The organism is Deltaproteobacteria bacterium, assembly GCA_016235345.1.
Lineage (GTDB): Bacteria > Desulfobacterota > Desulfobacteria > Desulfobacterales > Desulfatibacillaceae > JACRLG01.
The window spans coordinates 43248-67869 of the sequence record JACRLG010000015.1 but is presented as its reverse complement, the minus strand read 5'-3'; the positions used below and the strand labels follow the sequence as shown (position 1 = coordinate 67869).

18 protein-coding genes are annotated in these 24622 nt (G+C 56.1%); 13 read left to right on the top strand and 5 right to left on the bottom strand.

Translation table 11 applies throughout. The features are described 5' to 3' along the window. Positions 1–32: 32 nt before the first annotated feature. From HZB23_07605 to HZB23_07590, 4 genes are all read left to right on the top strand, one after another. Positions 33–1904 carry a GNAT family N-acetyltransferase gene (locus HZB23_07605; protein MBI5844517.1) on the top strand — a complete coding sequence of 624 codons (1872 nt, stop codon included), beginning with the start codon at positions 33–35 and terminating at the stop codon, positions 1902–1904. A 93-nt stretch (positions 1905–1997) separates the two neighbouring features. Further along, positions 1998–2240: a hypothetical protein gene (locus tag HZB23_07600; GenBank protein ID MBI5844516.1), complete on the top strand. Its 243-nt coding sequence runs from the start codon at positions 1998–2000 to the stop codon at positions 2238–2240. A 63-nt stretch (positions 2241–2303) separates the two neighbouring features. Beyond that, a complete protein-coding gene (locus tag HZB23_07595; protein MBI5844515.1) occupies positions 2304–2555 on the top strand; it encodes a hypothetical protein in 252 nt (83 codons plus the stop codon). A gap of 108 nt (positions 2556–2663) precedes the next feature. Next, entirely contained in the window at positions 2664–3776 is a 1113-nt protein-coding gene (locus tag HZB23_07590; protein ID MBI5844514.1) for an FAD-dependent oxidoreductase, read from the top strand. A gap of 237 nt (positions 3777–4013) precedes the next feature. On the opposite strand, the gene HZB23_07585 is transcribed toward HZB23_07590, so the two are convergent. From HZB23_07585 to HZB23_07565, 5 genes are all read right to left on the bottom strand, one after another. Then, positions 4014–5198 carry a lipid-transfer protein gene (locus HZB23_07585; protein ID MBI5844513.1) on the bottom strand — a complete coding sequence of 395 codons (1185 nt, stop codon included), beginning with the start codon at positions 5196–5198 and terminating at the stop codon, positions 4014–4016. A 38-nt stretch (positions 5199–5236) separates the two neighbouring features. Beyond that, positions 5237–6799 (bottom strand): AMP-binding protein, encoded by a 1563-nt coding sequence (locus HZB23_07580; protein MBI5844512.1) that lies wholly within the window; start codon positions 6797–6799, stop codon positions 5237–5239. 330 nt (positions 6800–7129) lie between these two features. Next, positions 7130–7483, bottom strand: a complete 354-nt coding sequence (locus HZB23_07575; GenBank protein ID MBI5844511.1) for a hypothetical protein — start codon at positions 7481–7483, stop codon at positions 7130–7132. Between the two features lie 441 nt (positions 7484–7924). Continuing rightward, complete coding sequence (locus HZB23_07570) at positions 7925–10435, bottom strand: formate acetyltransferase (GenBank protein ID MBI5844510.1); 2511 nt, start codon at positions 10433–10435, stop codon at positions 7925–7927. Positions 10436–10481: 46 nt separating this feature from the next. Continuing rightward, positions 10482–10646 carry a benzylsuccinate synthase gamma subunit family protein gene (locus tag HZB23_07565; protein ID MBI5844509.1) on the bottom strand — a complete coding sequence of 55 codons (165 nt, stop codon included), beginning with the start codon at positions 10644–10646 and terminating at the stop codon, positions 10482–10484. A 359-nt stretch (positions 10647–11005) separates the two neighbouring features. Between HZB23_07565 and HZB23_07560 the strand changes: the two genes are divergently transcribed. The 9 genes from HZB23_07560 to HZB23_07520 all read left to right on the top strand — a co-directional run bounded on the left by HZB23_07560 (position 11006) and on the right by HZB23_07520 (position 24549). Further along, a complete protein-coding gene (locus tag HZB23_07560; GenBank protein ID MBI5844508.1) occupies positions 11006–12499 on the top strand; it encodes a TetR/AcrR family transcriptional regulator in 1494 nt (497 codons plus the stop codon). A 12-nt stretch (positions 12500–12511) separates the two neighbouring features. Further along, a complete protein-coding gene (locus HZB23_07555; protein MBI5844507.1) occupies positions 12512–13102 on the top strand; it encodes a YceI family protein in 591 nt (196 codons plus the stop codon). Positions 13103–13205: 103 nt separating this feature from the next. Beyond that, positions 13206–13946: a 16S rRNA (uracil(1498)-N(3))-methyltransferase gene (locus HZB23_07550; GenBank protein MBI5844506.1), complete on the top strand. Its 741-nt coding sequence runs from the start codon at positions 13206–13208 to the stop codon at positions 13944–13946. Continuing rightward, on the top strand, positions 13943–15040 hold the full coding sequence (locus tag HZB23_07545; protein MBI5844505.1) for a hypothetical protein: 1098 nt from the start codon (positions 13943–13945) through the stop codon (positions 15038–15040). Before HZB23_07550 ends, HZB23_07545 begins: the two co-directional genes overlap by 4 nt. Positions 15041–15298: 258 nt before the next feature. Continuing rightward, positions 15299–18379 carry a PAS domain S-box protein gene (locus tag HZB23_07540; GenBank protein MBI5844504.1) on the top strand — a complete coding sequence of 1027 codons (3081 nt, stop codon included), beginning with the start codon at positions 15299–15301 and terminating at the stop codon, positions 18377–18379. Between the two features lie 125 nt (positions 18380–18504). Continuing rightward, complete coding sequence (locus tag HZB23_07535) at positions 18505–20709, top strand: PAS domain S-box protein (GenBank protein MBI5844503.1); 2205 nt, start codon at positions 18505–18507, stop codon at positions 20707–20709. Between the two features lie 55 nt (positions 20710–20764). Further along, positions 20765–21634: a class I SAM-dependent methyltransferase gene (locus HZB23_07530; protein MBI5844502.1), complete on the top strand. Its 870-nt coding sequence runs from the start codon at positions 20765–20767 to the stop codon at positions 21632–21634. Positions 21635–21664: 30 nt separating this feature from the next. Beyond that, positions 21665–22420: a DUF3047 domain-containing protein gene (locus HZB23_07525; protein ID MBI5844501.1), complete on the top strand. Its 756-nt coding sequence runs from the start codon at positions 21665–21667 to the stop codon at positions 22418–22420. A 461-nt stretch (positions 22421–22881) separates the two neighbouring features. Beyond that, complete coding sequence (locus tag HZB23_07520; protein MBI5844500.1) at positions 22882–24549, top strand: long-chain-fatty-acid--CoA ligase; 1668 nt, start codon at positions 22882–22884, stop codon at positions 24547–24549. Positions 24550–24622: the final 73 nt, after the last annotated feature.

Sequence of the window (24622 nt, the reverse complement as noted above, 5' to 3'; positions counted from 1 at the left end):
TGGAATTATCGGCCTGAAAAAAGGAACGGTACGTGGAATTTGAAGCCTGGCTGAAACAAAACTGCCCGCAGAAGGTCGCCACAGCCGAAGACGCCATCGGAAAGATCAAGCGGGGAAGCCGTCTGTTCATAGGCACCGGGTGCGGGGAGCCGCAATTCCTTATCCACGAACTCATGCGCAACCCGGCTGTCTCCGACATAATGATCTATCAGATGCTTTCCTCCACCCTGTCGCAATACGTGGACAAGCCCGAATTCCATTTAAGGTTTTCCTTGAAGGCCTTTTTCGTCAGCCAGAGCATGAGAAAGGCCGCGTTTGAAGGCAAGATCGACTACGTGCCCGCCTACCTGTCCCAGATTCCCAAGCTCTTTTCCAGCCAGCGCATCGGCCTTGACGTGGCCCTGATCCAGGTGAGCCCCCCCGACCGCTACGGCTACTGCAGCCTCGGGGTTTCGGTGGACGTTACAAGAAGCGGCGCGGAAAACGCCCGCTTCGTCATAGCCCAGGTGAACCCCCAGATGCCGCGCACCTGGGGCGACAGCTTCATGCATGTGGACGACTTTCACATGATAGTGGTGAAGGACGAGCCTTTGGTGGACTCGCTTCCCACAGTCACGGACGAGGAGGTGGCCCGCAGGATCGCCCTTTACGTGTCCGAACTCGTCGAGGACGGGGCCACCCTCCAGATAGGCTTCGGGCAGATTCCCTTTTCGATCTTAAAATACCTGGACCACAAGAAGGACCTTGGCATTCACACCCAGATGATTACCGACGGCTTTCTTCCCCTGATCGAAAAAGGAGTCATCACCAACAAGAAAAAATCCTTCCTTCCGGGCCGCATAGTGGCGAGCCTGTGCATGGGCACCAAAAAGCTCTACGACCACGTGGACAACAACCCGCTCTACTATTTCCGAAGCTCGGAGTTCGTCAACGACCCCTCGGTGATCGCCCGGAACGACAGGCTCATCTCCATCTCGTCGGCCCTCGAAGTTGACCTCACGGGCCAGGTCTGCACCGACTCCATGGGCTACGTGTTCTATTCGGGCATAGGCGACCAGGTGGATTTTCTCCGGGGCTCGGCCATGTCCAAGGGCGGGTTTTCCATCATCGCCCTTCCCTCCACCGCCAAGAACGGCAGGGTCAGCCGTATCGTGCCGCACCTTTCCGAAGGCGCCGGAGTCGCCACCACGCGCGGCGACGTAAATTTCGTGGTGACCGAATACGGCATAGCCGAGCTTGCCGGCCAGAGCATCTACCAGAGGGTTCTGGAACTGGCCCAGATAGCCCACCCCAAGTTTCGGGGGGAGCTCATAGAGGCCGCCAAGGCCCGGCGCTACATATTCGCCGACCAGATGCCGCCGCCTGAGGACGATCTTCTCTTTTTGGAGGAGTACAAGACCCAGGCCTGCCTCAAAAACGGAAAGACCGTGGAGTTCCGGGCCCTGATGCCTTCGGACGAGGTTTCATACCGCGAGTTCCTTTATTCACTCAACGATGAGTCCATCTACTACCGGTTTTTCCACTTGAAACGCCTGTTCAGCCACGCCGTGGTTCAAAAGCAGTGGGCCAGCGTGGATTACCGCAAGAACATGACCATCATTGGCCTGGGCCCCAAGGGCGGGTACAAGGAAATCGTCGCCGTGGGCTCATACGCGGCCACTGACCGCAAGAACTGGGCCGAGGTGGCCTTTGTCACCCGCGAAAACTACCAGCGCCTTGGAATGGCCTCCTATCTTCTGGGAAGCCTTGAAAAAATCGCCCGTGAAAACGGCTACAGGGGCTTCACCGCAACGGTCCTCCGGGACAACATCCCAATGATCACCGTCTTCGAGAAGCGCTACCCCCACGCCGTGACCTCGGTTGAGCCGGGCGGGGAAGTGGTGATTGACATGGAGTTTAAATGATGCGTCGCAACCGATAGGACCGTTACGAACTTCGATAACTTGAATATATTAAAGCAGCATGGGTGCTAATCGTCGATGAAAGGAGATTAGAACATGACCAATGATGCTTTCGGTGTCTTAGTAGTCAGTGGGTTCTTTGGAACTACAGGTGTTTTATTGGCGTTCTTTCCTCGTGCAATACCTCGTGCTTTAAATGCGTATTCTGAATTAATTGGCATGAAAACGAGAGTGGACGTGAGGGACAATGAAAAACTTGGCGTTCGTATCTCCGGCGGTATATTTATTGTCATTGCAATCTTCGTACTTATAAAGTGGGGGTCGATTCTGTGGAAGTGACGCCTCTTGGGTCGCTTGTTAGATAGCTCCGGCTTTTAGTCGTTGATGAAAGGAAACTATAGCATGACCGATCCAGCTTTCGGTTTATTAGCAGTCACTGCAGTCATTGGGTTGACAGGATCGGCAGGTGTCTTAATGGCGTTCTTTCCCCGTGTAATACCTGATGCGATAAATGCGTATTATAAATTCATTGGGATGAAATCGAGAATGGACGTGAGTGACTATGAAAAACTTGGCGTTCGTATCTCCGGAGGTTTATTTATTGTCTTTGCCATCTACCTGCTTATAAAGGCGTGGTCGCATTTATGGAAGTGACGCCGCTTGAAGTTATTGCTGAATTTTGGTGGTAAGACTTTACGGTACGACTTCAATACGCCATACGATTTGATGATTCATATCCCAAAAGTTACACACGGAGAAGTCATGAAAAAGGTAACCATCGTCGGGGCGGGGCTTTCGGGGCTGACTGCGGCCATCATTCTTGCGCGCGAAGGCTGCGAGGTGACGGTGCTTGAGCAAAAGGGCGGGATCGGCGGGGCGTCTCTCCACGCTTCCACCGTCATCGGGCGCGAGCTCTGCTTCGCGGACATGACTCCTTTAGACCTTGACGCCATGGGCCGGTATCTTGGCTTTCCCATGTCGCTGGGCTCCAGTTCCGCGCCTTTTTGCAATCCCCTGCCTGTTCTTCGCATGAGGGCCTTCGGAGAGGTCATAGAGCTAAAGTTCCCCGATAACGTCCACATGAAGATGGTGGAGCGCGGCTCACGGGCCTCTTCCATAGACATGCACCTTTATAGCCTTGCCAAAGACAGCGGAGTAACCTTTTCCTTCGATACAAAGGTCAGCTCGCGCAAGGATTTCGCGGGTCTGCCGCCCGGCTCCATAGTGGCCACGGGCATGTTCCGGCAGGCCTTCGAGGCCCTTGATATCCCCTACACCAAGGCATACGGATATTTTGCCGGAGGGATAGCGCCTGTCGGTAAAAATCCCTTTTGCGTTGCCTATTTTAACGAACACACCCAGGATTACGCCTATTACGCCTCGGCCAACGGCGTTGGCGCGGCGGTTCTCTTTCAGCGGGGCAAGCCGCTTTCGGTGGAGGCCCTTGATTGGTTCCCGAAGCAACTTGCAATTGATGAGGGCCTCGAATTTCCCGAATGGCGCATGATCGAAAACATGGTGGGCACCCCCACGGAGTCCTTTTCCAATCCACGGCTTTTTTCAGGCAACCTCATTCTTACCGGAACCCTTGCCGGAATGCAGGACCCCTCAATGGTGCTGGGCGTTCACGGGGCTCTCGTATCCGGCAAAATCGCGGCAATGGCGGTGAACGACCGCGATGCGGCCCAAAAGGAATTCGCCCGCATGAACAAGTGGTGGAAGCTGAGCTATTTCACCCGCAGGTTCCTGTGGGCCACCCATCCCTGGGGTCCCAGAAGGCTGGTCCCGGCGGTCCTGAAGCTCCAGTCCCACATGGACCCAAGATACATGTGGATGGTAAACCCGGCTGTACCCGGATATATGCGCCTGCCCTGAAAATATCCCGCAATTAAAAAAGATCGGCCCCGGCAAACTCATTGCCGGGGCCGATCTTTTCAAGCCAGCCTGGAAATAAAGAACAAATTTCTTCCGCCATTATCGAAACAACGGCCTTAAGGGATCACAAGCGATGAAATGCAAGGAAAACAAGCCGGGCGCGGGCGTAAGCGTATCGAGTATACGTGCGCACCGCGCCCGGCGAAGTTTGACACAGCAGTTCGCGCTTGTGGACCCTTAAGCGTCCTTCTTATACATCGCCACCACACAACACCCGCCCAGGCCGATATTGTGCTGAAGGCCGATTTTCGCCCCTTCCACCTGGCGGGGGCCGCACTGGCCGCGAAGCTGCCAGGTAAGCTCGGCGCACTGGGCAAGGCCCGTGGCTCCCAGGGGGTGACCCTTGGATAAAAGCCCGCCCGAAGGGTTGGTCACGTACTTTCCGCCGTAGGTGTTGTCGCCGCCCATTATGAATTTCTCGGCTGTGCCTTCGGGGGTGAGCCCAAGGCCCTCGTAGGTTATAAGTTCGTTTGACGTAAAGCAGTCGTGAAGCTCGACCACGTCCACTTCCTCAGGGCCGGTCCCCGCCATTTCGTAAACTTCCTTTGCCGCCGCCGCAGTGAGGTCGTAACCCACTATCCGCATGGGGCTTGCGCCCTCGAAGGTTGAGGCAAAGTCGGTTTTCATGGATTGGGCCGCGATGTAGACGGGTTTTTCGATTCCGTGCTTCTTGGCGAAATCGTCCGAGCACACTATGGCGGCGGCGGCCCCGCAGGTGGGCGGGCAGCACTGGAGGCGGGTGAGCGGCCCGAATTGCTTGGGGGACTCCAGAACCTGCTCCACGGTGACTTCATCGCGGAAAATGGCCCGTTCGTTATGCTTGGCGTGTTTGCGCGCCTTTACCGAAATCTGCGCGAATACGGAATCGGGGATTCCGTATTTCTGCTGGTACTCAAGCCCCGCTCCGCCGAAAAGAAGTGCCGTGGGCGCGGCTCCGGGCGTGGGGGCCTGGAACTCGAAGAGCTTCTCGAAAAATTTCTGCATGGGAAAGGGCCTGTCGGGAAAAACAAGGCCAAGGGCTCCGGGGGTCATCTGCTCGAAACCAAGGGCCAGGGCGCATTCAACAAGCCCTACCGCCACCGCCTGCCGGGCCAGGAAAAGGGCGCTTGAACCGGTGGAGCAGTTGTTGTTGACGTTCACCACGGGAATGCCCGTCATGCCGAAGGGGTAAAGCACCTGCTGGCCCGCACAGGAATCGGCGTAAACCCAACCGGTGTAGGCCTGTTCGATTTCCCTGTACTCTATGCCCGCGTCGGCGATGGCGTCGGTAAGGGCCGCCTTGCCCATTTCGCTGTAGGGTATGCCCGCCTTGGGGCTGGTGAACTTGGTCATGCCTACGCCGATGACGTTTACTCTGCGCATTTTAAGGATTTCCTTTCAAAGGATTTTAAAACCGCTCTTTAAGCTTTCTCGGCCAGAAGTTTTTTCGCCTCCGCCTTTAAATCAGCCTTCTTGATCTTCATGGTGGCGGTGTACGGCAGGTCCGCCACAAAGGTGATGTGGGTGGGGTGCTTGTACTTGGCGAGCCTGCCGTCGAGCCAGGTGCGGATGTCGGCTTCCGTGGGGGATTTCCCCATCAGCGGCAGAACGAAGGCCATGCCGGTTTCGCCCCACTTGTCATCGGGCACCCCGACAATCGCCGCGTTGGCCACTTCAGGATGTGAGGCCAGCACCTTTTCCACCTCGGCGGGATACACGTTTTCGCCGCCGGAACGGTACATGTCCTTGGCCCGGTCCACGATGTAGAGAAAGCCCTCGTCGTCCATGTATCCAAGGTCGCCGGTGTAGAGCGCTCCTGTGGGGGCTATGGCCTCGCGGGTCTTTTCGGGAAGGTTCCAGTAGCCGCTCATCACCGTCGGCCCCTGGGCCATGATCTCGCCGATCTGGCCGCGCTTCAGTTCTTCGCCCTGGGCGTTTCCGACCCAAATGTGGACAAAAGCGCCCGGTTTTCCCACCGAGCCCATTTTGCGCTGGATGTCGGCAACAGGCATCACGGTCATGGCCGAGCATTCTGTCTGGCCGAAGCCCTGCTGGAGATAGAGCCCGCGTGCGGCAAGGTCGGTGAAAAGGCTGGGGGGCGTGCGTTCGCCGCCGCCCACCACGGTCTGCACCGAGCTTACGTCCACGGTGTCGAGCTTGCCGGAACTCAAGACGAAGCGCCACATGGTGGTTAAGGCGAAAACCACGTTGGCCTTGTAGCGTTCGATGTCTTCGGCGAACTGGTTGGGGTCGAAGCCGGCCCGCATGATCATGGTGGCTCCGCCCATCAAGGACGGGGTGGCCACGATGAAAAGGCCGCCCGAATGGAAAAGCGGAAGCTGGGCCAAAATCACGTTTTCCGGCCCGCCTCCGGTGTAGAGGGCGATCTGGAAAATCTTGAAGTAGGTCTGGCCATGGGACAAAACCGCCCCTTTTGGGTTACCCGTGACCCCGGATGTGTAAACAATGGCCAATGGGTCATTAAGATACACCGGTTCGGGCTGGGGAAGCTCCTCCTCGGAGAGATTTTTCACCAGGGCATAATCTTCGGCCCAGTCCGGGCAGGGCGGAAGGCCGGGCATGAAGCCTGTGAGATAGACCCAGTGGTCAACCTTGACCGAGCTTTTTATGGGCGCCAGGCTTGGAATGAAGGCGTCCTGGAACACGATCATTTTCGCGCCGCTGTCGTTGATCTGGTACTGAAGCTCAGGGGCGGTGAGCCGCCAGTTGAGCGGCACGAAGATGATTCCCAGGCGCGCGCAGGCGAAGTAGACTTCCAGAAATTCCACGCAGTTCAAGGCCACCATGGAAAGCCGGTCGCCCTTTTTCATGCCCTTGGAAATAAGGTAGCGGGCGAAGCGGTTGGCCCCGAAATAAAGCTCGCGGTAGGTTACGGGCGTGTCCTCGAAAATGATGGCTGTCTTTTCCGGGGTGAGGCTGGCCCTTTTGGAAATGACCCGGCTTACGTCCCATCGTGCGTCCATTGCCTGCTTCTCCTTTTATTATTTCGCGTTACAGGACAGGGGAAAATCAGCATGTCCCAAATTGAGTCAAAAATGACCTGCTTTTTCCCTATCATGCAAGGGCCTTGCCATTCCGGTTTCCACCCTACCCCCCCGCTTCATTTCTGTTGCAACTAATTTATTATCGCCGACTCATCCTGGCTGATCACAAGCGATGAACGGAAGCGCCCCTCTGACGGTTTGAAAGAGATGAGATGCAAGGAAGGCGAGACGGGAGGGAAGGACGCGTACTAAAAGTACGCGACGAGCCTCCCGGCGAAGCCTGACACCGCAGATCGCTCTTTCAGGCCGTCAGAGGTCTTGCATCTGTCGCATGGAGCGTCGATATCGCGGGTCCGAGCACTCGGTGCCGTCCTTGTCCACGAAGTCCATGCGCTGGTAGTGGACGCATTTTGCGGCGTTCATCAAATTCATGGTCTTGTAGCCGTTAACGCTTTCCTTGTCGTAGATGGGCGGATCGGCCAGGATGTCCGAGGCCATTTTGAGTATGTCGCAGGTGCCCACGCCTTCGCCCGAAAAGACGCCTTCGGAAAAATGCACGCAAAGCCCGCACATTTTTTCCGGCCTTTCCTGGTTGGCCTTGGGAGCCCTCTGTGCGCCCAGAACCTGCGCCTGAGCCCGCCGCAATGCTTCCCTGTCGATCATTTGTCGTCCTTTCATATTCGTAGCCGGAGCGTTATGCAGTTCCATTCTTTAGGACACCCGCGAGATTCCGTCATTCCGGCGAAAGCCGGAATCCAGTTTTTAATGCCTGCAACCCTTTTCTGGACCCCGGCATGCGCCGGGGTGACGGGCTCTTTCTTTCGATTAAAATAAAAAGCGGGCCGTGGGAGAGGCCAAGCCGGAATCAAGCCGCTCCCACGGCGACACCGGGCGCTTTTCCGCGTAGTTGCGCACCCGGTGTTTATTGTTTATCGTTTCCCTGATCTTTTTCTTTTCATACTCCAAAAAGGACCGCCTCCTGGCCGATCACAAGCGATGAGCCGCAAGGCGCGCGAGCCGGGCGCGGGCGTAAGCGTATCGTGATACGTGCGCACCGCGCCCGGCGAAGCGCAACACAGCGGATCGCGCTTGTGGACGGCCAGGCTAAATGCCCTGGATGGTGCGCTGGATGATATTGTCCTGTGTCTTTCTGGAGATATCCACAAAGTGCGCGGAGTAACCCGCCACCCGCACGATGACCTCCTGGTATTTTTCCGGGTCGCGCTGGGCGGCCTTCAGGGTTTCGTCCGAGACCATGTTGAACTGGACGTGGTCGAGGCCTAAGTCGGCCCAGGTACGGATGTAGGCCTTCCAGAGCTGGTAGCCCTTTTCCCCGGAAAGCTGGGAGGGCGAAAGGCGCTGATTCAAAAGGAAGGCCCTGCCGTCGGCAACGTGGTCGATCTTGCCGCAGGACTTCAACACCGCCGTGGGGCCTTTCTTGTCGAGACCGGGGCCGGGGCTGATGCCGCCGTCGTAGAGGGCGTCCCCAAGTCGCCTTCCGTTGGGAAGCGCGCCCACCATGTTGGCGTAGTGGATGTTGCCGGAGACGTTTTCGGGAAGAAGCGGCCAGGAGTTGCCGGACGGGCATTCCATTTCCATGGAGTAATCGGCCACCATGCGCAGGCAGCGCACCATTATGTCGTCCACGTAGTCGTCGTCGTTTCCCCACTTGGGCGCGTTTTTCACGAAATCGATGCGCATTTCCTCAAAGCCTTCCCAGTTGGCTTCAAGGGCGGTGACGAGCTGGTCCATTGTGTATTTTTTCTCATCGAAAACGAGCTTTTTGACTGCTGCAAGGCTGTCCGGGTTTTCAACCCAGGTGAAGCCGGTTATCCATGCGTTGCCGCGCGAAAGGGACGGGTCGCAAACGTCCTTGCCGGTTTCGACGCTCCGCTCCGACACGGCGGAAAGATAGGGCCTGGGGGTGATTTCAGGAGCCACAGTGCGGCCCCGGTTCACGGCCCGCACCAGAAGGCCGAAAATGCATTTCATCTGGGCCTCCCAGGCCGCCATGACCTCCTCGAAATCCTTGAAGGTGCGCGGGTCCTGGGTTTTTTCACCCATCTGCATGGAAATGACCCGGTCGAATCCGGCAGTGAAGACGTATTCCACGATCTTCGCACAGTTGGCGGTGGCCGAAGCCATGCGCATGGGCTGGAATCCGTGCTTGGTGGTGGGGCACGGGCTCATGCAGGCCTGATGAACCCAGGTGCGGGCCTCCTTCAAAGGGTGCTTGTGCCAGTGCATTGAGTTCTGGATGAGAAGAGGATCGTTTCTGATGGACGGATACCCAAGGCCGTGGCGTATGCACTCGAAGACCTCCCGCATCACCTCGTCCTTCACCTTGGGATGCCAGCGGAAGGCGAAGGTGGGGTTGGCCACCCGAACGAGGCGCGCCGCCTGGAGAAGGGCCACGGTGAGGTCGTTGCAGGCGTCGGTGCCGTCCGGGTTCACGCCGCCCAGGGTCCATACCCAGGTGCCGTCTATGCCCTGGAGGCCCTCCTTGGTCCAGCGGGGCTTGTACTGGCCCACTTCTGCGGCCCTTATGAGGAATTCGCCAACAAGGTCTATGGCCTCATCGCGGGTGATGTTTTTCTCGACGTTGACGTCCTTGTTGTACATGGCCCAGTGGTAATAGTCGGGGCGGGCGGGCCACGCGCCTTCAACGGCCTCGGTGCGGGAAAAGAGCTGGATGAAAAGATCGTACTGAAGGGATTCCTGGAGCGTGCGCGGCGCGTGGGCCGGGACCCGGTCGCAGGTTTCGGCGATCTTTAAAAGCTCATCCTTGCGTGTCGCGTCCGACTCGTAGTTTTCGGCCAGGATGCGGGCAAGCCTCGCGTAGCGCCCGGCGTGGCGGATGGCGGCTTCCAGCACTATCCTCATGGCCTCCCAGTAGTTCAACTGATCCACAAGCTCGCTGGCGTTCTTTTTGGGCGTTCCTGAATGCGACTGGTTGTATACTTCGAGATAGCGGACGTTGATGTCGTCCACGATGTCCGCGAAACCGCGCTCGCCCCTCATGAGGTACTCGTAGTCCTTACCCGAATAGCCGCTTCGAGAGGTGGGAAGGCCCCATCCAACCGCGCCGGACATGATCTTCATCATGTCCTCCAGGTCGAACTGCGGGATGATGCGGCTCTGCATGGTCTTTCCGGCCCAGAAATCGCAGAGTTTGGCGACTTCCTTAAGGTTGTCGTCAACCGGATCGGGAATGACCGTGGCGTCGTTGTAGACTTCCTCGTTCAGCATCTCCCCCATGGCCGGGTCCCAGAAAATGGTGTGGGGAAGGCTTCCAACGTAGCCCACAAGCTGGGCCTTGTCGGTGATGAAGATGGTCTTGTTGTCGAGATAATGGGCCAGTTCCTTGGCAAAGCGTATGGGCTCCGGTTCGGGAAAGGCCTGGTTGGCGGTCCAGGGCTCCATGGCAAGCTGCCCTTTTTCCAGGTCAACCTTCACGCCCGGGTTGTAGAGACCGCCTACTGCGCCCTTTTTCCACATGGCCTTGCGAAGATAATCAAGGCGCTTGGAACGGCGCTTTTCTGCGGCCCACCACCATTGACGCTGGTTTTCCAGCTCCTCTATGCTCTGATCCTTTAAAGCGGCATTGGAAGACATGTAACCCTCCTTGAGGTTCAATACTCTCTGTTCGCGGTCTTATTGATCATCTCGGCTGAAAGTCCGGGCACTGGGAGGCGTTCTTTTCCGCCGTGACGGGACGCTCCATGAAACATGCCTGGGTCATATAAATGACGCGTCTTACGCACCTGCCCCTTTTTGGATTGCTTCCGTCCTCGAAAAACCTGCGGCACATCCGGCATGTTTTCATGGCTCCCTCCTTGGTGTTGGTCCCGTGGGATTTTCCTCCCAAAAAATCACACGCGTAAAAAACTCTCCCCATTCCTTTTTTGCCCGGTAACAATCAGTTATTGCCTAAAATTTATTTTGACGGCCTTTTCAGGCCGCTCTTTTTCAGGCATCAAATTTTACGTATGTAAAAAATTATGAGAAAAAAATTGACTTCAAGAACCGGAATTTTGTCGCCGTCAAAAAGAATTTCCATCTCCAAAAGTTTTCTACGGTCGGTAAATTCTCTATACGCCCCCCTGATGCAGCGTGTCAAGAAAAATTTCTACGCCCGGTAAATTTATTTACCGGACCTGCTTTTATATGTTATTGAAGAAGGATATGAAACGTGAACCCAAAGACGAAGCTCCGGGGTCAGGCGATTCCGGGGTCGGCCCGGTCGGAGGCCGGACGCACCCGAAGGACGCGCAGGGCCTTGGGGAGGCTTTTGCCGGAAAAAGCGCCGAAACCCGGCAGAGGATTTTTTCCGCTGCCGTAAAGGTCTTCACCAGCTACCCCTACAGCGCTGCCAGCATAAGGATGATAGGCGACGAGGCGGGTGTGCGGCACCCGCTTGTGCTTCATTACTTCGGCTCCAAGCTGGCCCTTTTCGAGGAGGTGGCCAAATACCTGGAAGACCGGGTCCTGGATAGCGGTCCGCCCTTTCTGAAAAATCTCCGGAACTTGAGCTCGGACGAGGGCTTTGACAGGTTCCTGGACGACATCATAAATCACGGCTTTAAAAGAACCGAGTCGTACCGGGCCATAATGCTCAACATGGGAGAGGCCAGAAGCCTGGAAAAGGCCCTGCCCGGCTTGAACCGCATGACCGACGTGAGGGAAAAGGCCCAGAAGATGGTGGGCGGAAGAGCCTTAGGAGGCGCGCCGCCCCTGGAAACCGAAATGTTCCTCCTGGTCTTCATCCTCTCCCTTTCCCATTTCGTGGGGGCCGCCGATTTTCACAGGATGGCCCTGGGGATAGAATCTGAAGAGGATTACAGGTCCTGGGTCCATGAAACCTTCAGGTTCCTGTTCCGCCCGGTTCTGAAGGTTCTTTCCAGAAACAGGCCGACTTCGGCTTTACAGGAAACGCCCCAGGCAATCGATGAGGAAAATTCAGCCCATCTTCCTCATCCAACAGGCCCCGCAGACCGGGACGACGAAAAGGCCAGGGAAAAGGCAGGCAACGGGCAGGCGGGAAACGGCGGGGGCAAGAGCGAGGAAACCAGGAAAAGGATAATCCGGGCGGCCAGGAAGGTTTTTTCGCGCCACCCGTACAACGCGGCCAGCATCCGCATGATAGGCCAGGCCGGAAATTTCGACTTCACCAAGATTCATCATTTTTATCCCACCAAGGAGCACCTTTTCGAGGCCGTGGCAAAGGACCTTTTCGAGGAGTTCACCAGGGCCGCCGAGGAGTGGCGAGTTGGGCTCACCGGCCTTGACGTGAACGAGATTTTCGCCCTCTATCTGAAAAGGGCGCTCGACTACATCTTCAAAAATCCCGAAGCCATTGGCCTTCTCATGCACAACATCCCACAGTACGCGCGTTTCCGGCACGTGGTGGGCTTCGATTACATTGCGCGCTTCCACGCCCGGATGCTTTACACCATAAAAGCCTTCATGCCTCCCGATTCCCCGGAGCAAACGGTCCGGCTGTGGCTCTACACCATCATAACTATGGTTTACACCTTTGCCGGAAGCCCGGATTATCTTTCCAACCTCATGGGCGTACCCACCGATTCGGATTTTTACAGGCGAAGGATTTACGAGACCCTGGTTTTCGTTTTCATGCCCTCGTTTTTTCTCTTTACCAACCAGATTGAAAACGGATAGGAGCGTTCCGCCATGCGGCGACCTTCAATGCGAGTCCTGCTTTTCTGCCTTCCGTTTTTTTTCACCGCCGGATTTGCGGGAGGCGCTGATCCCTACAAGCTTGATCCCGTCCATTCAACGGTTGGTTTCAGCATCAAGTGCCTTGGAGCATTTCGGTTTAAGGGCCATTTCAACGAGCTTACCGGCACGATTCTTTTTGATGAAAAGGCGCCCCAAAATTCCCGGGTGGCTTTAGTTGTGAATGCAGATTCAATAGACACGGCAAGTGACACCCTTGACGCCCATTTGAAATCCAAGACCTATTTCAACACAAAAATCTATCCCAACATTGTTTTTATCTCAGATTCGGTAAGACAGGCTGGTAACGATACTTACGAGGTGGCTGGCCGCCTCACTCTTCTATCCGTCACAAAACCCCTGACCGTATCGGCCCGGTTCAAAGGCAGGGGAAATGACTCCGAAGTGGGCGGCCTCATGGGGTTTACGACTAGCTTCATCATAAACAGGCGCGATTTTGGGATGACCGCCGGGCGCTTAATTGTGGGCGACGATGTCACCATGACCATCAGCGCAGTAGGCGGGCCTGCATCAGATGCGCCATAAACTGGATTGGAGACGGAATTGACGGCTTCCTCGCCGAACGGATTCCGGCAGCCCCGAAATTTGACGACCCAGAAAATATGTATCGCCGGAAAGGGTATTGGAAATGCGTCGGTTTCACGTTCCCGGCCAGTATGAGCCGGGGCAGAAAGTATGCCTTACGGGCTCCGAGGCCCGGCACGCCATAAGGGTTCTGCGCCTTGGCCCCGGGGACGCCATCGAGATTCTGGACGGCGTCGGAAACCGGTCCGTTGCGCGCATCGAGAAGGCTGAGGCCGACCGGGTCACGGCCCTTGTAACGGAAACGCTCCTCGCCCCGCCCCCTGCCCTTTCCGTCACCCTGGCTCTGGCCTTTCTCAAATCCGACAAGATGGATTTTGTCGTCAATTCAGCGACCCAGCTTGGAATTTCCGCCTTTGTCCCCTTTGAGGCAAAGCGGTCTGTGGCGCGTCCCAATGCCGAGAAAACAGACAGCCGGATCAAAAGGTGGGAGCGCATAGCCCGCGAGGCGGTAAAGCAGTGCGGGCTTTCCGTTACGCCCAGGATCGAAAGGCCCGTTGATCTTGAGGCTCTTTGCAGCATGGGGCGGGATTTCGATTTCGCGCTGGCCTTTTGGGAGGAGGACAAAACGCCCCTTTCGGCTGTTGCGCCCCAAAATCCGCCGAAATCGGTTCTTGTGGTCATAGGCCCTGAGGGGGGGCTTACCGAATCCGAAATCGAAGGCATGAAAGATGCCGGGTTCAAAAGCGCAAGCCTTGGGCCGCGCATAATGCGGGCCGAAACTGCAGCGGTTTCGGCCCTCGTCCTGGTTCAGTATCTTTTCGGGGATTTGAGGGGCAGGTCGTGACCGCCGAAGACAAGCACACTGTAAACCAGCGCCGCCGAAGGATGGCCCTTCGGGTGCTGACCGCAGGTTTCGTCCTCGCCCTGGCCGCCGTGGTTCCCCCTTTGATTCTGGAGGGCTTTTTTTATCTGGCAGTAAGAAACCCCGGAGTCCTCTCGTACGCCCCGGAGCCTGTCCGGGCCGAAGTCCAGGTCCAGTACTGGATCAACGACGCCAGGGAAATCCAGTACCTTCCCTCCTGCGCCCGGTACGACCCGACCCTGGGATATACCCTGAAACCGGGAACCTGCACTTTTTCCAACATCGAGTTTTCCAACGGGTTTTCGGTCAATCAGGCGGGCTTGAGGGACGACGCTGAAAGCCTTTCGGAGCCTGAAATAATAGTTGCGGGCGATTCCCAGGCAATGGGCTGGGGAGTGGACCAGGAGGACTCCTTTCCGCAGCAGCTTGAACGCCTCACCGGAAAAAAGGTGCTGAACGCCGGGGTCAGCTCCTACGGCACCGTCCGGGAAATGGCCCTGGCCAGCCGGTTTTTCTCGCCCCGCCTGAAGGTCCTCATAATCCAGTACTCGGATAACGACTACAGCGAAAATCTCGCCTTTGAAAAGGGCGGCAACCGGATGAAGCCAATGCCGCGATCCAAATACGACGCTTTGGCCATACTGCCGGGCGACAAGGATTACCGGTTTTTCCAGTACATGAAATACGAGTACGTCAAGCTGCGTTACGAGTCCGGATTCCGCAGGAACATGGCCCCGCCTCCGGTGCCGTCGCGCATTGCGGAACTTTTTCTTAACGCGGTTGCGGCCTACGGAGGCCAGGGCCTTTCGGGCGTTTCGGTCATCGCCTTTGAAGTGGGGCCGCATAACGTTTACACGGGTTTCAGCCAGGGTCTCGTAAAGGAAAGGCTTTCATCCAGATGGCCGGACTGGGCAGGAAAGATCGTGGTTTTGGATCTTTCAAAAATTCTCCGCCCCGAGGATTTTTACATTCTCGACGGGCATCTCACCCGGACCGGCCACGACAAGGTGGCCCGGCTTCTCACCGACGCCTTGGGGGCCGGAACGGCCAAAACACAGGGTATATCAGGAAGATGAGTCCCAGAAGGCGGCCACCTGACATTCATTCTCAAAACAACTCATTGAAAAACTTGACTAAAAATCGAATGGTGTTAAACTGATCACATTTGAAAATCGGAAAATTTTTTATCATCAGCAAAATCCACTTTATGTGGGATGGTCCGTAAAAGCATCCACAACATGATGTGGTATCTCCTTCGTCTCGCCCTGGCCGGGCAATCCGGGGCCGACGGACGCGCCATTTTGTTTACGCCTTGAGAAGCGGGGGGGGGCGGCTTGAATCCGATATCCATACCAGCAGTGATCCTGGGCAGCATCACCTTGTCGGTCGGCGTTTATCTGCTTTTCATTTATGACCGCTGGCGGCAGAGAAGGGAGCTTCTCTCCTTCGCCCTTACCTGCCTGGTGGCTGCCCTTTACGATTTTTTCTGCGCAGGGCTCTACAACGCCCGAAGCCCGGTTGACGGAATAGTCTGGCAGAGACTCCAGCTGTTTTCGCTTGGTTTTTTCGGCATCGCCTTTATCACCTTCATGGCGGATTATGTCAGGATCAGGAGCAGAAAGGCTCTTTCGGTCCTTTACATCTGCCTTGCGGCAAGCTCCTTTCTGATACTCCTCACCGACAACTCATTCACCTTGAGCTTAAGCCGCCTTTCCATCAAACACAGGGCCCTGCCCTTCGGCCTTGGCGTCACCTATTACGAGGCTGCCCTTGGCCCCATGGTCATTGCGCTTTCCGCCTTCGTTCTTGCTGTCATCGCTTATACCTTTGTCCGGGCCATAATGATGTATCGTTCGGGCAAAAGAACTAAGGCCAAGCCTCTTTTGTGGACAGTCGGGGTTTTACTGGCCGTCCTCGTCAACGATTGCCTTGTCTCGATGAACTTATGGCAAGGAATTTACCTTTTCGAATACGGGTTCATGGGCATGGTGAGCCTGATGGCCTTTTCCCTTGCGGCTGAGCTCGGAAACACGGGGCGCATGAGGGCGAGCCTCAAGGAGAGCGAGGCCAGGTATCAGCTTCTGGCCCAAAATTCCCGCGACGTGATCTGGACATCCGATCTTTCCATGAGATTCACCTATTGCAGCCCGTCTGTGGAGCATTTGCTGGGCTACCCGCTTGACGAGTTCTGGAGAAAGAATCTGCGCGACGTCCTCACCCCCGGATCCTATAAAAACGTGATGGCCCTTTATCATGAAGAGGCCCTGAAGGAGATGGGCGGCACAAGCCTTGAAAACCGCACCCGCAACGTTGAAATCGAATACGTAAAAAAAGACGGCGCGACGGTATGGACCGAGGTGAACGTGGCCCTGATGCGTGACTCTGATGGCCGCCCCACCGGTTTCGTGGGCCTTACCCGCGACATTTCGGCCAGAAAAAAGGTTGAGGAATGCCTTCGGAAAAGCGAGGCGCACCTGCGCTCGGTCTTCGACGCAGCCCAAAACGTGGGATTCGTCACCATGGATCTTTCGCCGGACCCGCTGGTTACGGATTTTTCCCCCGGAGCCCAGAGGCTTTTCGGATACCGCCGGGAGGAAGTCATTGGAAGGCGGGCGGCCATGCTGCACATGCCGGAGGACTGGGAAGCGGTAAAGGGCGAAATGGAACTTTTAAACTCGGACGACGGGATATGCAGGGAAGTGACCCTGCTGGCCCGTTCCCGTGGACGGGTTCCGGCCCTCGTCACCATTCATCCGCTGAAGGACGCAGAGGGGAAACTGGAAGGACGCCTGGAAGTGTCCATTGACATGGCCCAGTTGAAAGCCGCCGAAAGCGCTCTTCTGGATTCGGAGGAAAAATACCGCAGCATTCTGGAAGGCATGGAGGAAGGCTATTACGAAGTGGACGTGGCGGGCAATTTCACCTTCTTCAACAGCGCCATGATGGAAATACTGGGTTATTCCCGCGAGGAGCTGAAGGGGATGAACAACCGGACCTATACGTCCCTTGAGACATCCAGGCGGCTTTTCGAGGTTTTCAACAAGGTTTACCGCACGGGCGAGCCCGCCCAGATAAACGATTACGATCTCATCCGCAAGGACGGCACTCTCCGCCGGGTTGAGCTTTCCGCCTCGCTCATGAAAAACGGCCTGGGAAAGGCCGTGGGCATAAGAGGGATCATACGGGACGTTTCGGAAAAAATGGCGGCGGAAGAGGAGCGCAACAAGCTGGCCATGCGCCACGAGCAGGCCCAGAAGATGGAGGCCCTGGGCACCCTGGCCGGAGGGATAGCCCATGATTTCAACAATCTTCTCATGGGCATCCAGGGAAACACGTCCCTCATGCTCTTGAAGGCCCAGCCTAACCTTCCCCACTACGAGCGGCTGAAAAATATAGAGGAATACATAAGGGCCGGAGACGCCCTCACCAAGCAGCTTCTTGGCTTCGCCAGGGGCGGCCAGTTCGAGGTCAAGCCCACCAACATAAACGAGCTTCTGGAAAAATGCGCGGCCATGTTCGGGCGCACCAGAAAGGAAATAAGGGTTCACCGGAAATTCGCGGCGGACGCAAGCACAGTGGATGTGGACCACGGCCAGATGGAGCAGGTCTTCCTCAATCTTTTCGTCAACGCAGACCAGGCCATGCCGGGCGGCGGCGACATCTTCCTGGCCACCGAGAACATAAGCCTTTCCAGGGAGCGCGTCTCCCATCACGGCCTCGCCCCCGGACGCTACGTGAAGATATCGGTCACCGATACGGGCTGTGGCATGGAGGAGGCCACCATGCGAAGGGTTTTCGACCCTTTTTTCACCACAAAGGATCGGGCAAGGGGCACCGGCCTGGGCCTTGCCACGGTTTACGGTATCATCAAGGGCCATCTCGGCATGGTAAACGTCTACAGCAAGGAGGGGCAAGGCTCCACCTTCAGCATCTACCTTCCGGCTTCCGACAGGGAGGCCGCCTGGGAGGAGACCGTGTCCCCCGAACTGGTAACCGGGGACGAGACCATCCTTCTGGTGGACGACGAGGAATCGATCCTGGAAACCAACGCCGACCTTTTAAGGGCCTTGGGCTATACGGTTCTGCCGGCCCAGAGCGGAAGGGAGGCCGTTGAAATCTACAGGGACAATAAAGACGGCATAAAACTCGTGATACTGGACATGGTGATGCCTGAAATGTCCGGGGCCGACGTTTACGCCGGGCTTAGGGAAATCAACCACGACGTTCTGGTGCTCCTGTGTTCGGGATACGCCATCAACAGCCTGGCCGGGCGCATAATGGACGCCGGGTGCAACGGCTTTCTCCAGAAACCCTTCACCATAGAACAGATTTCCCAGTCCATCCGCGCCATTCTTGACTCGGAATGCAGGGAAAATCCGCCCGAACCAGGCCGGAACGAGCCTGCCCCGCCATGACGGCAGGGCCATGACAGGTTGAAGCAGAAAACTCCTTGAAAAATACGGTAAAGATGAATCATAATCAATTCCAGACCACCGGCCACAAATGGGAATAATCCTGCAACCGGGCTTGGAAACGACCCATGAAACATCTTCTCCCATCACGCACCATCACCGGCAACCTTTCCGGCATCCTTTTTATCGCAATAATTCTCGTCGTTACCGTCATCGGCCTTTTCCTTAATCATATTTTTGTCTACAAAATTGAAAACGAGCTGAACTCGCTGGCTGAAAGCCTCACTTTAAGCCTTGCGGACAGCCTTGCAAAGCCGCTTATCGAGAAGGACCGCTCCGCAGTCGCCTCTCTGGCCGGGCAGTTGCGCAATTTCAAGGTGTTGAACGGGATAAAGGTCTCGGACGCAGGCGGGCGCGTGGTTTTTTCAATGCTGGCCCAATCTTCCCCGCAAATGGTGTCTTTCAGGCGACCGGTGATTGACAGGGGCAGGACCGTAGGATGGGTAGAAACCACCTTCACCAAGGATGTGCGAACCAGGGTGCGCCAGGGCATCGCGCTGGCCATGGTTGCCGCCATCATAATTTTATCTGCGGTGATTCTGCTCGCCACCATGCTGGTGCTTAAATTCAGGCTTCTGCGCCAGCTTTCGCTCATCAGGCAAAGCATTCTTAAAATCGCTTCCGGCGACTATGAAATCCGCCTTGGCCCCATGCCCCTGGCCGACGTGAATTCAATCGCCGTGGGCGTCAATGAAATGGCCAGGCAGATCGCCGAGCGAACGGAAAATCTGAAGGCCCAGATCAAGGCCCGGAAAGAGGCCGTCAACCTTCTGGCCGAGAGCGAGCAACGCTACCAGGCCATGCTGGAGGCATCTCCCGACCCGCTTGTGATAGTGGACGGAGAAAGCGCGATTTTGTACTTCAACCCCGCATTCACCGAGGTTTTCGGCTGGAATCTCGAAGATTGCAGGTCCAAGCCCACGGAATGCCTGTTCCCTGAAAACGGCGCAGACTCCATACAGAGGCTTTTCAGAAGGCTTTCGGAGGGAGAGATCATTTCCGGCATGGAGGCCGCCGCGCCGGAAAAGGGTGGCGTTTCCGTCCCCGTGTCGGTGAGCGCCGCAGCCTACCGTGACTCCGAGGGGAAAATCATAGGCTTCGTCATTTCCTTAAAGGACCAGCGCCTTAAAAAAAGCATGGAGCAGCAGCTTACCCAGGCCCAGAAAATGCATGCCATAGGAATCCTCGCGGCTGGAATCGCCCATGACATGAACAACCTCTTCATGGGCATCCAGGGCTACACGTCTTTGATGCAGCTTTCAGCCGACAAAAACAGCCAGTCCTGGGAGAGGCTCAAAAAAATCGAGCAGTGCGTGGCAACGGGCGCAACCCTCACCCGCCAGCTTCTGGGGATCGCGCGCGGCGGCAAGTATGAGGTTAAAACCATAGACGTCAACGTTCTTGTAAGCGATCAGAATTCCTTTTTCGGGCGCTCCCGCAAGGACGTCTCAATCACATCCGAATTTCAGGAGGACCTCTGGCGCGTGGAGGCGGACAAAAACCAGATGGAGCTGGTGCTTCTGAACCTTTACACCAACGCCTGGCAGTCCATGGGGGAAGGCGGCACCATAAGGGTAAGCACCCGAAACGAGGTTTTTGGCGAGGGGGCCTCCATGCCGCCCGAAGCCAAGCCCGGCAATTACGTTATCATAAGGGTGTCCGATACGGGCGGCGGCATGGATGAGGAAACCAGAAAGAGGATCTTCGAGCCTTTCTTCACGTCCAGGGACATGGGACGGGGCGTGGGCCTTGGCCTCTGGTCCGCCTACGGCATCGTGAAGGCCCATGACGGTTTCATCACCGTCGAAAGCGAAGTTGGGCGGGGCTCGACCTTCACGGTATACCTCCCGGCCACCCAGAAGGACGCAGCCGGACTTTCGCTTCACGACGACGGCGTCATGGTCGGAACCGAGACCATACTCCTTGTTGATGACGAGGAAGTGGTGCTTTCCGTTGGAAAGGAACTCCTGGAAACCCTGGGGTACAAGGTTTTCGCGGTTTCCAGCGGAAAAAAGGCCCTGGCCCTGGCCAGGGAACTGGGCGGCAAGATCGACCTTATGGTCCTCGACATGATCATGCCCGAAATGAGCGGCGGGGAGACCTTCACCGAGGTCAAGGCCCTGATTCCTGGAATCAGGGTGCTCCTTGCCTCCGGCTACAGCCGCGACGGCCAGGCCCAGGCGATACTTGACCAGGGATGTGACGGCTTCATCCAGAAGCCCTTCACCATCTTCGATTTTTCCCGAAAGGTGAGGGAGATACTGGACAAGTGAGATTTTTTTAAAACCAGCGAAGAATTTTCAATCCCCTGAAACGGGCTTTTCTGTCATGCCGAAATCCGATCCTGAAACCGACACTTCCCGCGTCAGCATAACCGCCTACCAGACCGGTTACACCTGGGTGAAAAACGGCCTGTCCCACAAGGCATTTTCCACCATCCGGGGCCGGGCCATGTACACGGCCCTAACACCTGTCATGTGGTGCGCAAGGAATCTCCTTGGCGTCACCGACCTGGAAACCAGGCTTTTGCAGCGGCACCTCATGATCGACCATCTTCTTCGCAGGGATATCGAGGAAAAGGGGCTCAAACAGGTTCTTGAAATCGGCTGCGGATTTAGCCCCAGGGGATTCAAGTTCATGCAGGAATACGGGAAGGACGGCCTTAAATACGTTGAAGCCGACCTTCCGGCAATGGCCACTGAAAAAAAGGCGGCTCTTTTGAAAGCCGGTCTGCTTGGGTCCGGGCACGAGGTGATTTTCTGCAACATTTTGGAAAAAGATGGCGAATCAAGCCTTGAAAGCACGATTCAAAGGCATTTTGACCCCAATCTTCCTATTGCCGTAATAACCGAGGGCGTGACCTGTTACTTTGACGCCCCCACGATATCGGATTTCTGGCGGCGTCTTGCATATATTCTCAAAGGCAATCCCCAAAGCGTGTATTTTACCGACAACAACCAGAACATTCCGGGCCCGGGGCGAAGGATATATCTTCTCCTGTGGAAGGGCCTGGTGGGGATTACCGTGAGGGGAAGGATGCATTTTCATTTCGATTCCGACCAAAAGGCAAAAGCGGCCTTTCATGACGCCGGTTTCTCAAGGGTTTCGATACACGCGGCGAAGGATTTTCCGGGAAGGGTCTTTCTTCCGAAAAGTTCCGGCGCGGAACACATGAACATAATAGAGGCCCGCCCGTGAAAAAGGCTACCGGGCTGACGAAGGCGGCGCATGGACCCATCTGAAAGGCGTTTAAGGCTTGGGAAAAAGTTTTTTTCGCTTTTGCTGATAACCGCCGCCCTTGCCTGCCCCGGCGTCCCGAAGGGATTGTGCGGCGAGCCGGTGCCGGAAGTTTTCCACAGGGAAATGTTTCTCTCGCTTGATGCCTGGACTCCGGTGTTTTTTCCCAAGATCAAGCGTCACAGCACCTATGAGGCGGTTGTATCTGACGGAGTCCCCACCCTTCTTGCCCGAAGCGACAAGTCCGCCTCGGCCATCCGCCTTACCAGGGAATACGACGTTTTCCGGTATCCGAAACTTTCGTGGTCCTGGAAGATCAGCCGGGTTTACGACAAGGGCGACGCCACCAAAAAATCCGGCGATGATTACCCCATAAGGGTTTACGTGATGTTCCGCTACGATCCCGCCAAGGCCGCGACATGGCAGAAACTGAAATACGGCGCGGCCAGGAAAATCTACGGTGAATACCCTCCCCACAGCGCCCTCCTGTACATCTGGGCCAACAGGGCCCAGGAAAAGCGCATCATCACCAACCCTTACACCGCCAGCGCCAAAATGGTGATTCTCGAAGCCGGAAAATTGAGGGTCGGCAGATGGATTGACGAAAGCGTGGACGTTCTTTCGGATTACCGCGAGGCCTTCGGGAGCGAACCGCCAGCCGGAGCCTCGCTCGCAGTCATGAACGATTCGGACAACACAGGGGAATCATCCGTGTCCTGGCTCCGTAATATAACAATTCACCGGTAGGCGTTAGGCTGCAAACTTTTCATATCCTCTCCGAAATCGTTCAATTACTCAAATTTTTCTTACAAAACGCCTTGCAGTAGTCAATTGGTTTTTGGTATGCTATAAATTCTTGTTATTACTGGGAGCAGGGTTTAATTCCATTTTTTGAACTCCCAAAAACGACGTAGGAGCAGGCTTCTAGTGTTTCGCCCCTCGGCCAGGTTCCATTAAAACGGAAAAGAACCATGCTCCGCTTAATATCACGGGCAGCAGGTTGTATTTCCATTTTTCGATCTCCCAAAAATGCCGGAGGAGGATTGAAGCATTTCTCCTCTTGGCCAGATTCCCTTAAAATGGAAAAGAACCATGCTCCGATTAATGCCAGTCTGATTTTCCCGCAATTCGGGCCGGTTGCCTGACCAGCCCTGAATTTTTTGTTTTTTTTCGCCCCAATAAACCAAACCCAACGGAAAGGATTCAAAATGGAAAAAATCTGGCTCAAGGAATACACCGAAGGAGTACCTGCTGAGATCGATCTTTCAAAGTACAGCTCCATTCCCGACATCATGGAAAAAGCCTTCGCCAAGTTCGGCACCCTGCCCGCCTTTCACCAGATGGGGAAAAGCATCACCTACAACGAACTTTCCGTCATGAGCAAAAAGTTCGGAAGCTACCTGCAGAACGAATTGAAGCTCCAGCCGGGCGACCGGGTCGCCCTCATGATGCCCAACATCCTCCAGTACCCCATAGCCCTTTTCGGAATTCTGGCCGCCGGAATGGTTGCGGTGAACGTGAACCCGCTCTACACCGCGCGCGAGCTTGAGCACCAGTTGAAGGATTCAGGGGCCAAGGCCATCGTAATCTTCGCCAACTCCGCTTCCGTGCTTCAGAAGATAGTTGACAAGACCGACCTTAAGCAGGTCATCGTAACCAGCATCGGCGACATGCTGGGATTCCCCAAGGCATTCATCGTCAACACCGTCATCAAGTACGTGAAAAAGATGGTGCCCGACTGGAGCCTGCCCGGTTCCGTCTCCTTCAAGGAGGCCCTGTCCAGGGGCGACGAGCGCACCTTCCGGCCCGCAGCGGTCAAACTTTCGGACATCGCCTTTCTGCAGTACACCGGCGGCACCACCGGCGTTTCCAAGGGCGCGATCCTGGTTCACGAGAACATCGTGGCCAACGTGCTCCAGGCCGGGGCGTGGATAGGCAATTACATCGAGGAGGGCAAGGAGATCATGATTACGCCCCTGCCCCTCTACCATATATTCAGCCTCACGGCCAACTGCCTGATCTTCTCGTCCATAGGCGCGCTGAACGTGCTCATCACCAACCCCCGCGACATCCCCAATTTCGTCAAGGAACTGAAAAAGTGGAAGTTCACTTCCATGACAGGCGTCAACACGCTCTTCAACGCCCTTATCAACAACGAGGATTTCAAGAACCTCGATTTCTCGCACCTGAAGGTCGCCCTGGGCGGCGGCATGGCGGTTCAGGAGCCGGTCGCCCGCAAGTGGAAGGAAATCACCGGAACCACCCTGGTGGAGGCCTACGGCCTTACCGAGACCTCGCCCGCAGCCTGCATGAACCCCATGACCATTCCCGACTACACGGGCTTCATCGGCCTTCCCATTCCCTCCACCGAGGTCAGCATAAGGGACGACAACGCCGTGGAAGTGCCCCAGGGCCAGGTGGGCGAAATCTGCATCAAGGGCCCCCAGGTCATGAAGGGATACTGGCAGAGGCCGGAGGAAACCGCCAAGGTCATGACCGCAGACGGTTTTTTCAAGACCGGCGACATGGGATTCATGACGGAAAAGGGTTACGTGAAGCTGGTTGACCGCAAAAAGGACATGATCCTGGTTTCGGGCTTCAACGTGTATCCCAACGAGATCGAGGAAGTGATGGTGGGCCATCCCAAGGTTCTTGAAGCTGCGGCCATCGGCGTTGCAGACGCCAAGAGCGGCGAGGCCGTGAAGCTTTTCGTGGTGAAGAAAGACCAGTCCCTCACCGAGGAAGAGCTTAGAGCCTACTGCAAGGAAAACTTCACCGGATACAAGATACCCAAGTATTTCGAGTTCCGCACCGAGCTGCCGAAGAGCAACGTGGGTAAAATCCTCAGGAAGGACTTGAGGCAGCCCTCCGCATAATTTTGCGGAAACGGACTTACAGGCTAAGGTAAAAAGAGAAAGCGGCGCCGGGAGCATTTCCGGGCCGCTTTTT

What these genes read in the sequence shown, in the direction of transcription:
- HZB23_07600 (MBI5844516.1), top strand. Translation starts at nt 1,998, where the DNA reads ATGACCAATGATGCTTTCGGTGTCTTAGTAGTCAGTGGGTTCTTTGGA.
- HZB23_07595 (MBI5844515.1), top strand. Translation starts at nt 2,304, where the DNA reads ATGACCGATCCAGCTTTCGGTTTATTAGCAGTCACTGCAGTCATTGGG.
- HZB23_07590 (MBI5844514.1), top strand. Translation starts at nt 2,664, where the DNA reads ATGAAAAAGGTAACCATCGTCGGGGCGGGGCTTTCGGGGCTGACTGCG.
- HZB23_07585 (MBI5844513.1), bottom strand. Translation starts at nt 5,198, where the DNA reads ATGCGCAGAGTAAACGTCATCGGCGTAGGCATGACCAAGTTCACCAGC.
- HZB23_07580 (MBI5844512.1), bottom strand. Translation starts at nt 6,799, where the DNA reads ATGGACGCACGATGGGACGTAAGCCGGGTCATTTCCAAAAGGGCCAGC.
- HZB23_07575 (MBI5844511.1), bottom strand. Translation starts at nt 7,483, where the DNA reads ATGATCGACAGGGAAGCATTGCGGCGGGCTCAGGCGCAGGTTCTGGGC.
- HZB23_07570 (MBI5844510.1), bottom strand. Translation starts at nt 10,435, where the DNA reads ATGTCTTCCAATGCCGCTTTAAAGGATCAGAGCATAGAGGAGCTGGAA.
- HZB23_07565 (MBI5844509.1), bottom strand. Translation starts at nt 10,646, where the DNA reads ATGAAAACATGCCGGATGTGCCGCAGGTTTTTCGAGGACGGAAGCAAT.
- HZB23_07560 (MBI5844508.1), top strand. Translation starts at nt 11,006, where the DNA reads ATGAAACGTGAACCCAAAGACGAAGCTCCGGGGTCAGGCGATTCCGGG.
- HZB23_07555 (MBI5844507.1), top strand. Translation starts at nt 12,512, where the DNA reads ATGCGGCGACCTTCAATGCGAGTCCTGCTTTTCTGCCTTCCGTTTTTT.
- HZB23_07550 (MBI5844506.1), top strand. Translation starts at nt 13,206, where the DNA reads ATGCGTCGGTTTCACGTTCCCGGCCAGTATGAGCCGGGGCAGAAAGTA.
- HZB23_07535 (MBI5844503.1), top strand. Translation starts at nt 18,505, where the DNA reads ATGAAACATCTTCTCCCATCACGCACCATCACCGGCAACCTTTCCGGC.
- HZB23_07530 (MBI5844502.1), top strand. Translation starts at nt 20,765, where the DNA reads ATGCCGAAATCCGATCCTGAAACCGACACTTCCCGCGTCAGCATAACC.
- HZB23_07525 (MBI5844501.1), top strand. Translation starts at nt 21,665, where the DNA reads ATGGACCCATCTGAAAGGCGTTTAAGGCTTGGGAAAAAGTTTTTTTCG.
- HZB23_07520 (MBI5844500.1), top strand. Translation starts at nt 22,882, where the DNA reads ATGGAAAAAATCTGGCTCAAGGAATACACCGAAGGAGTACCTGCTGAG.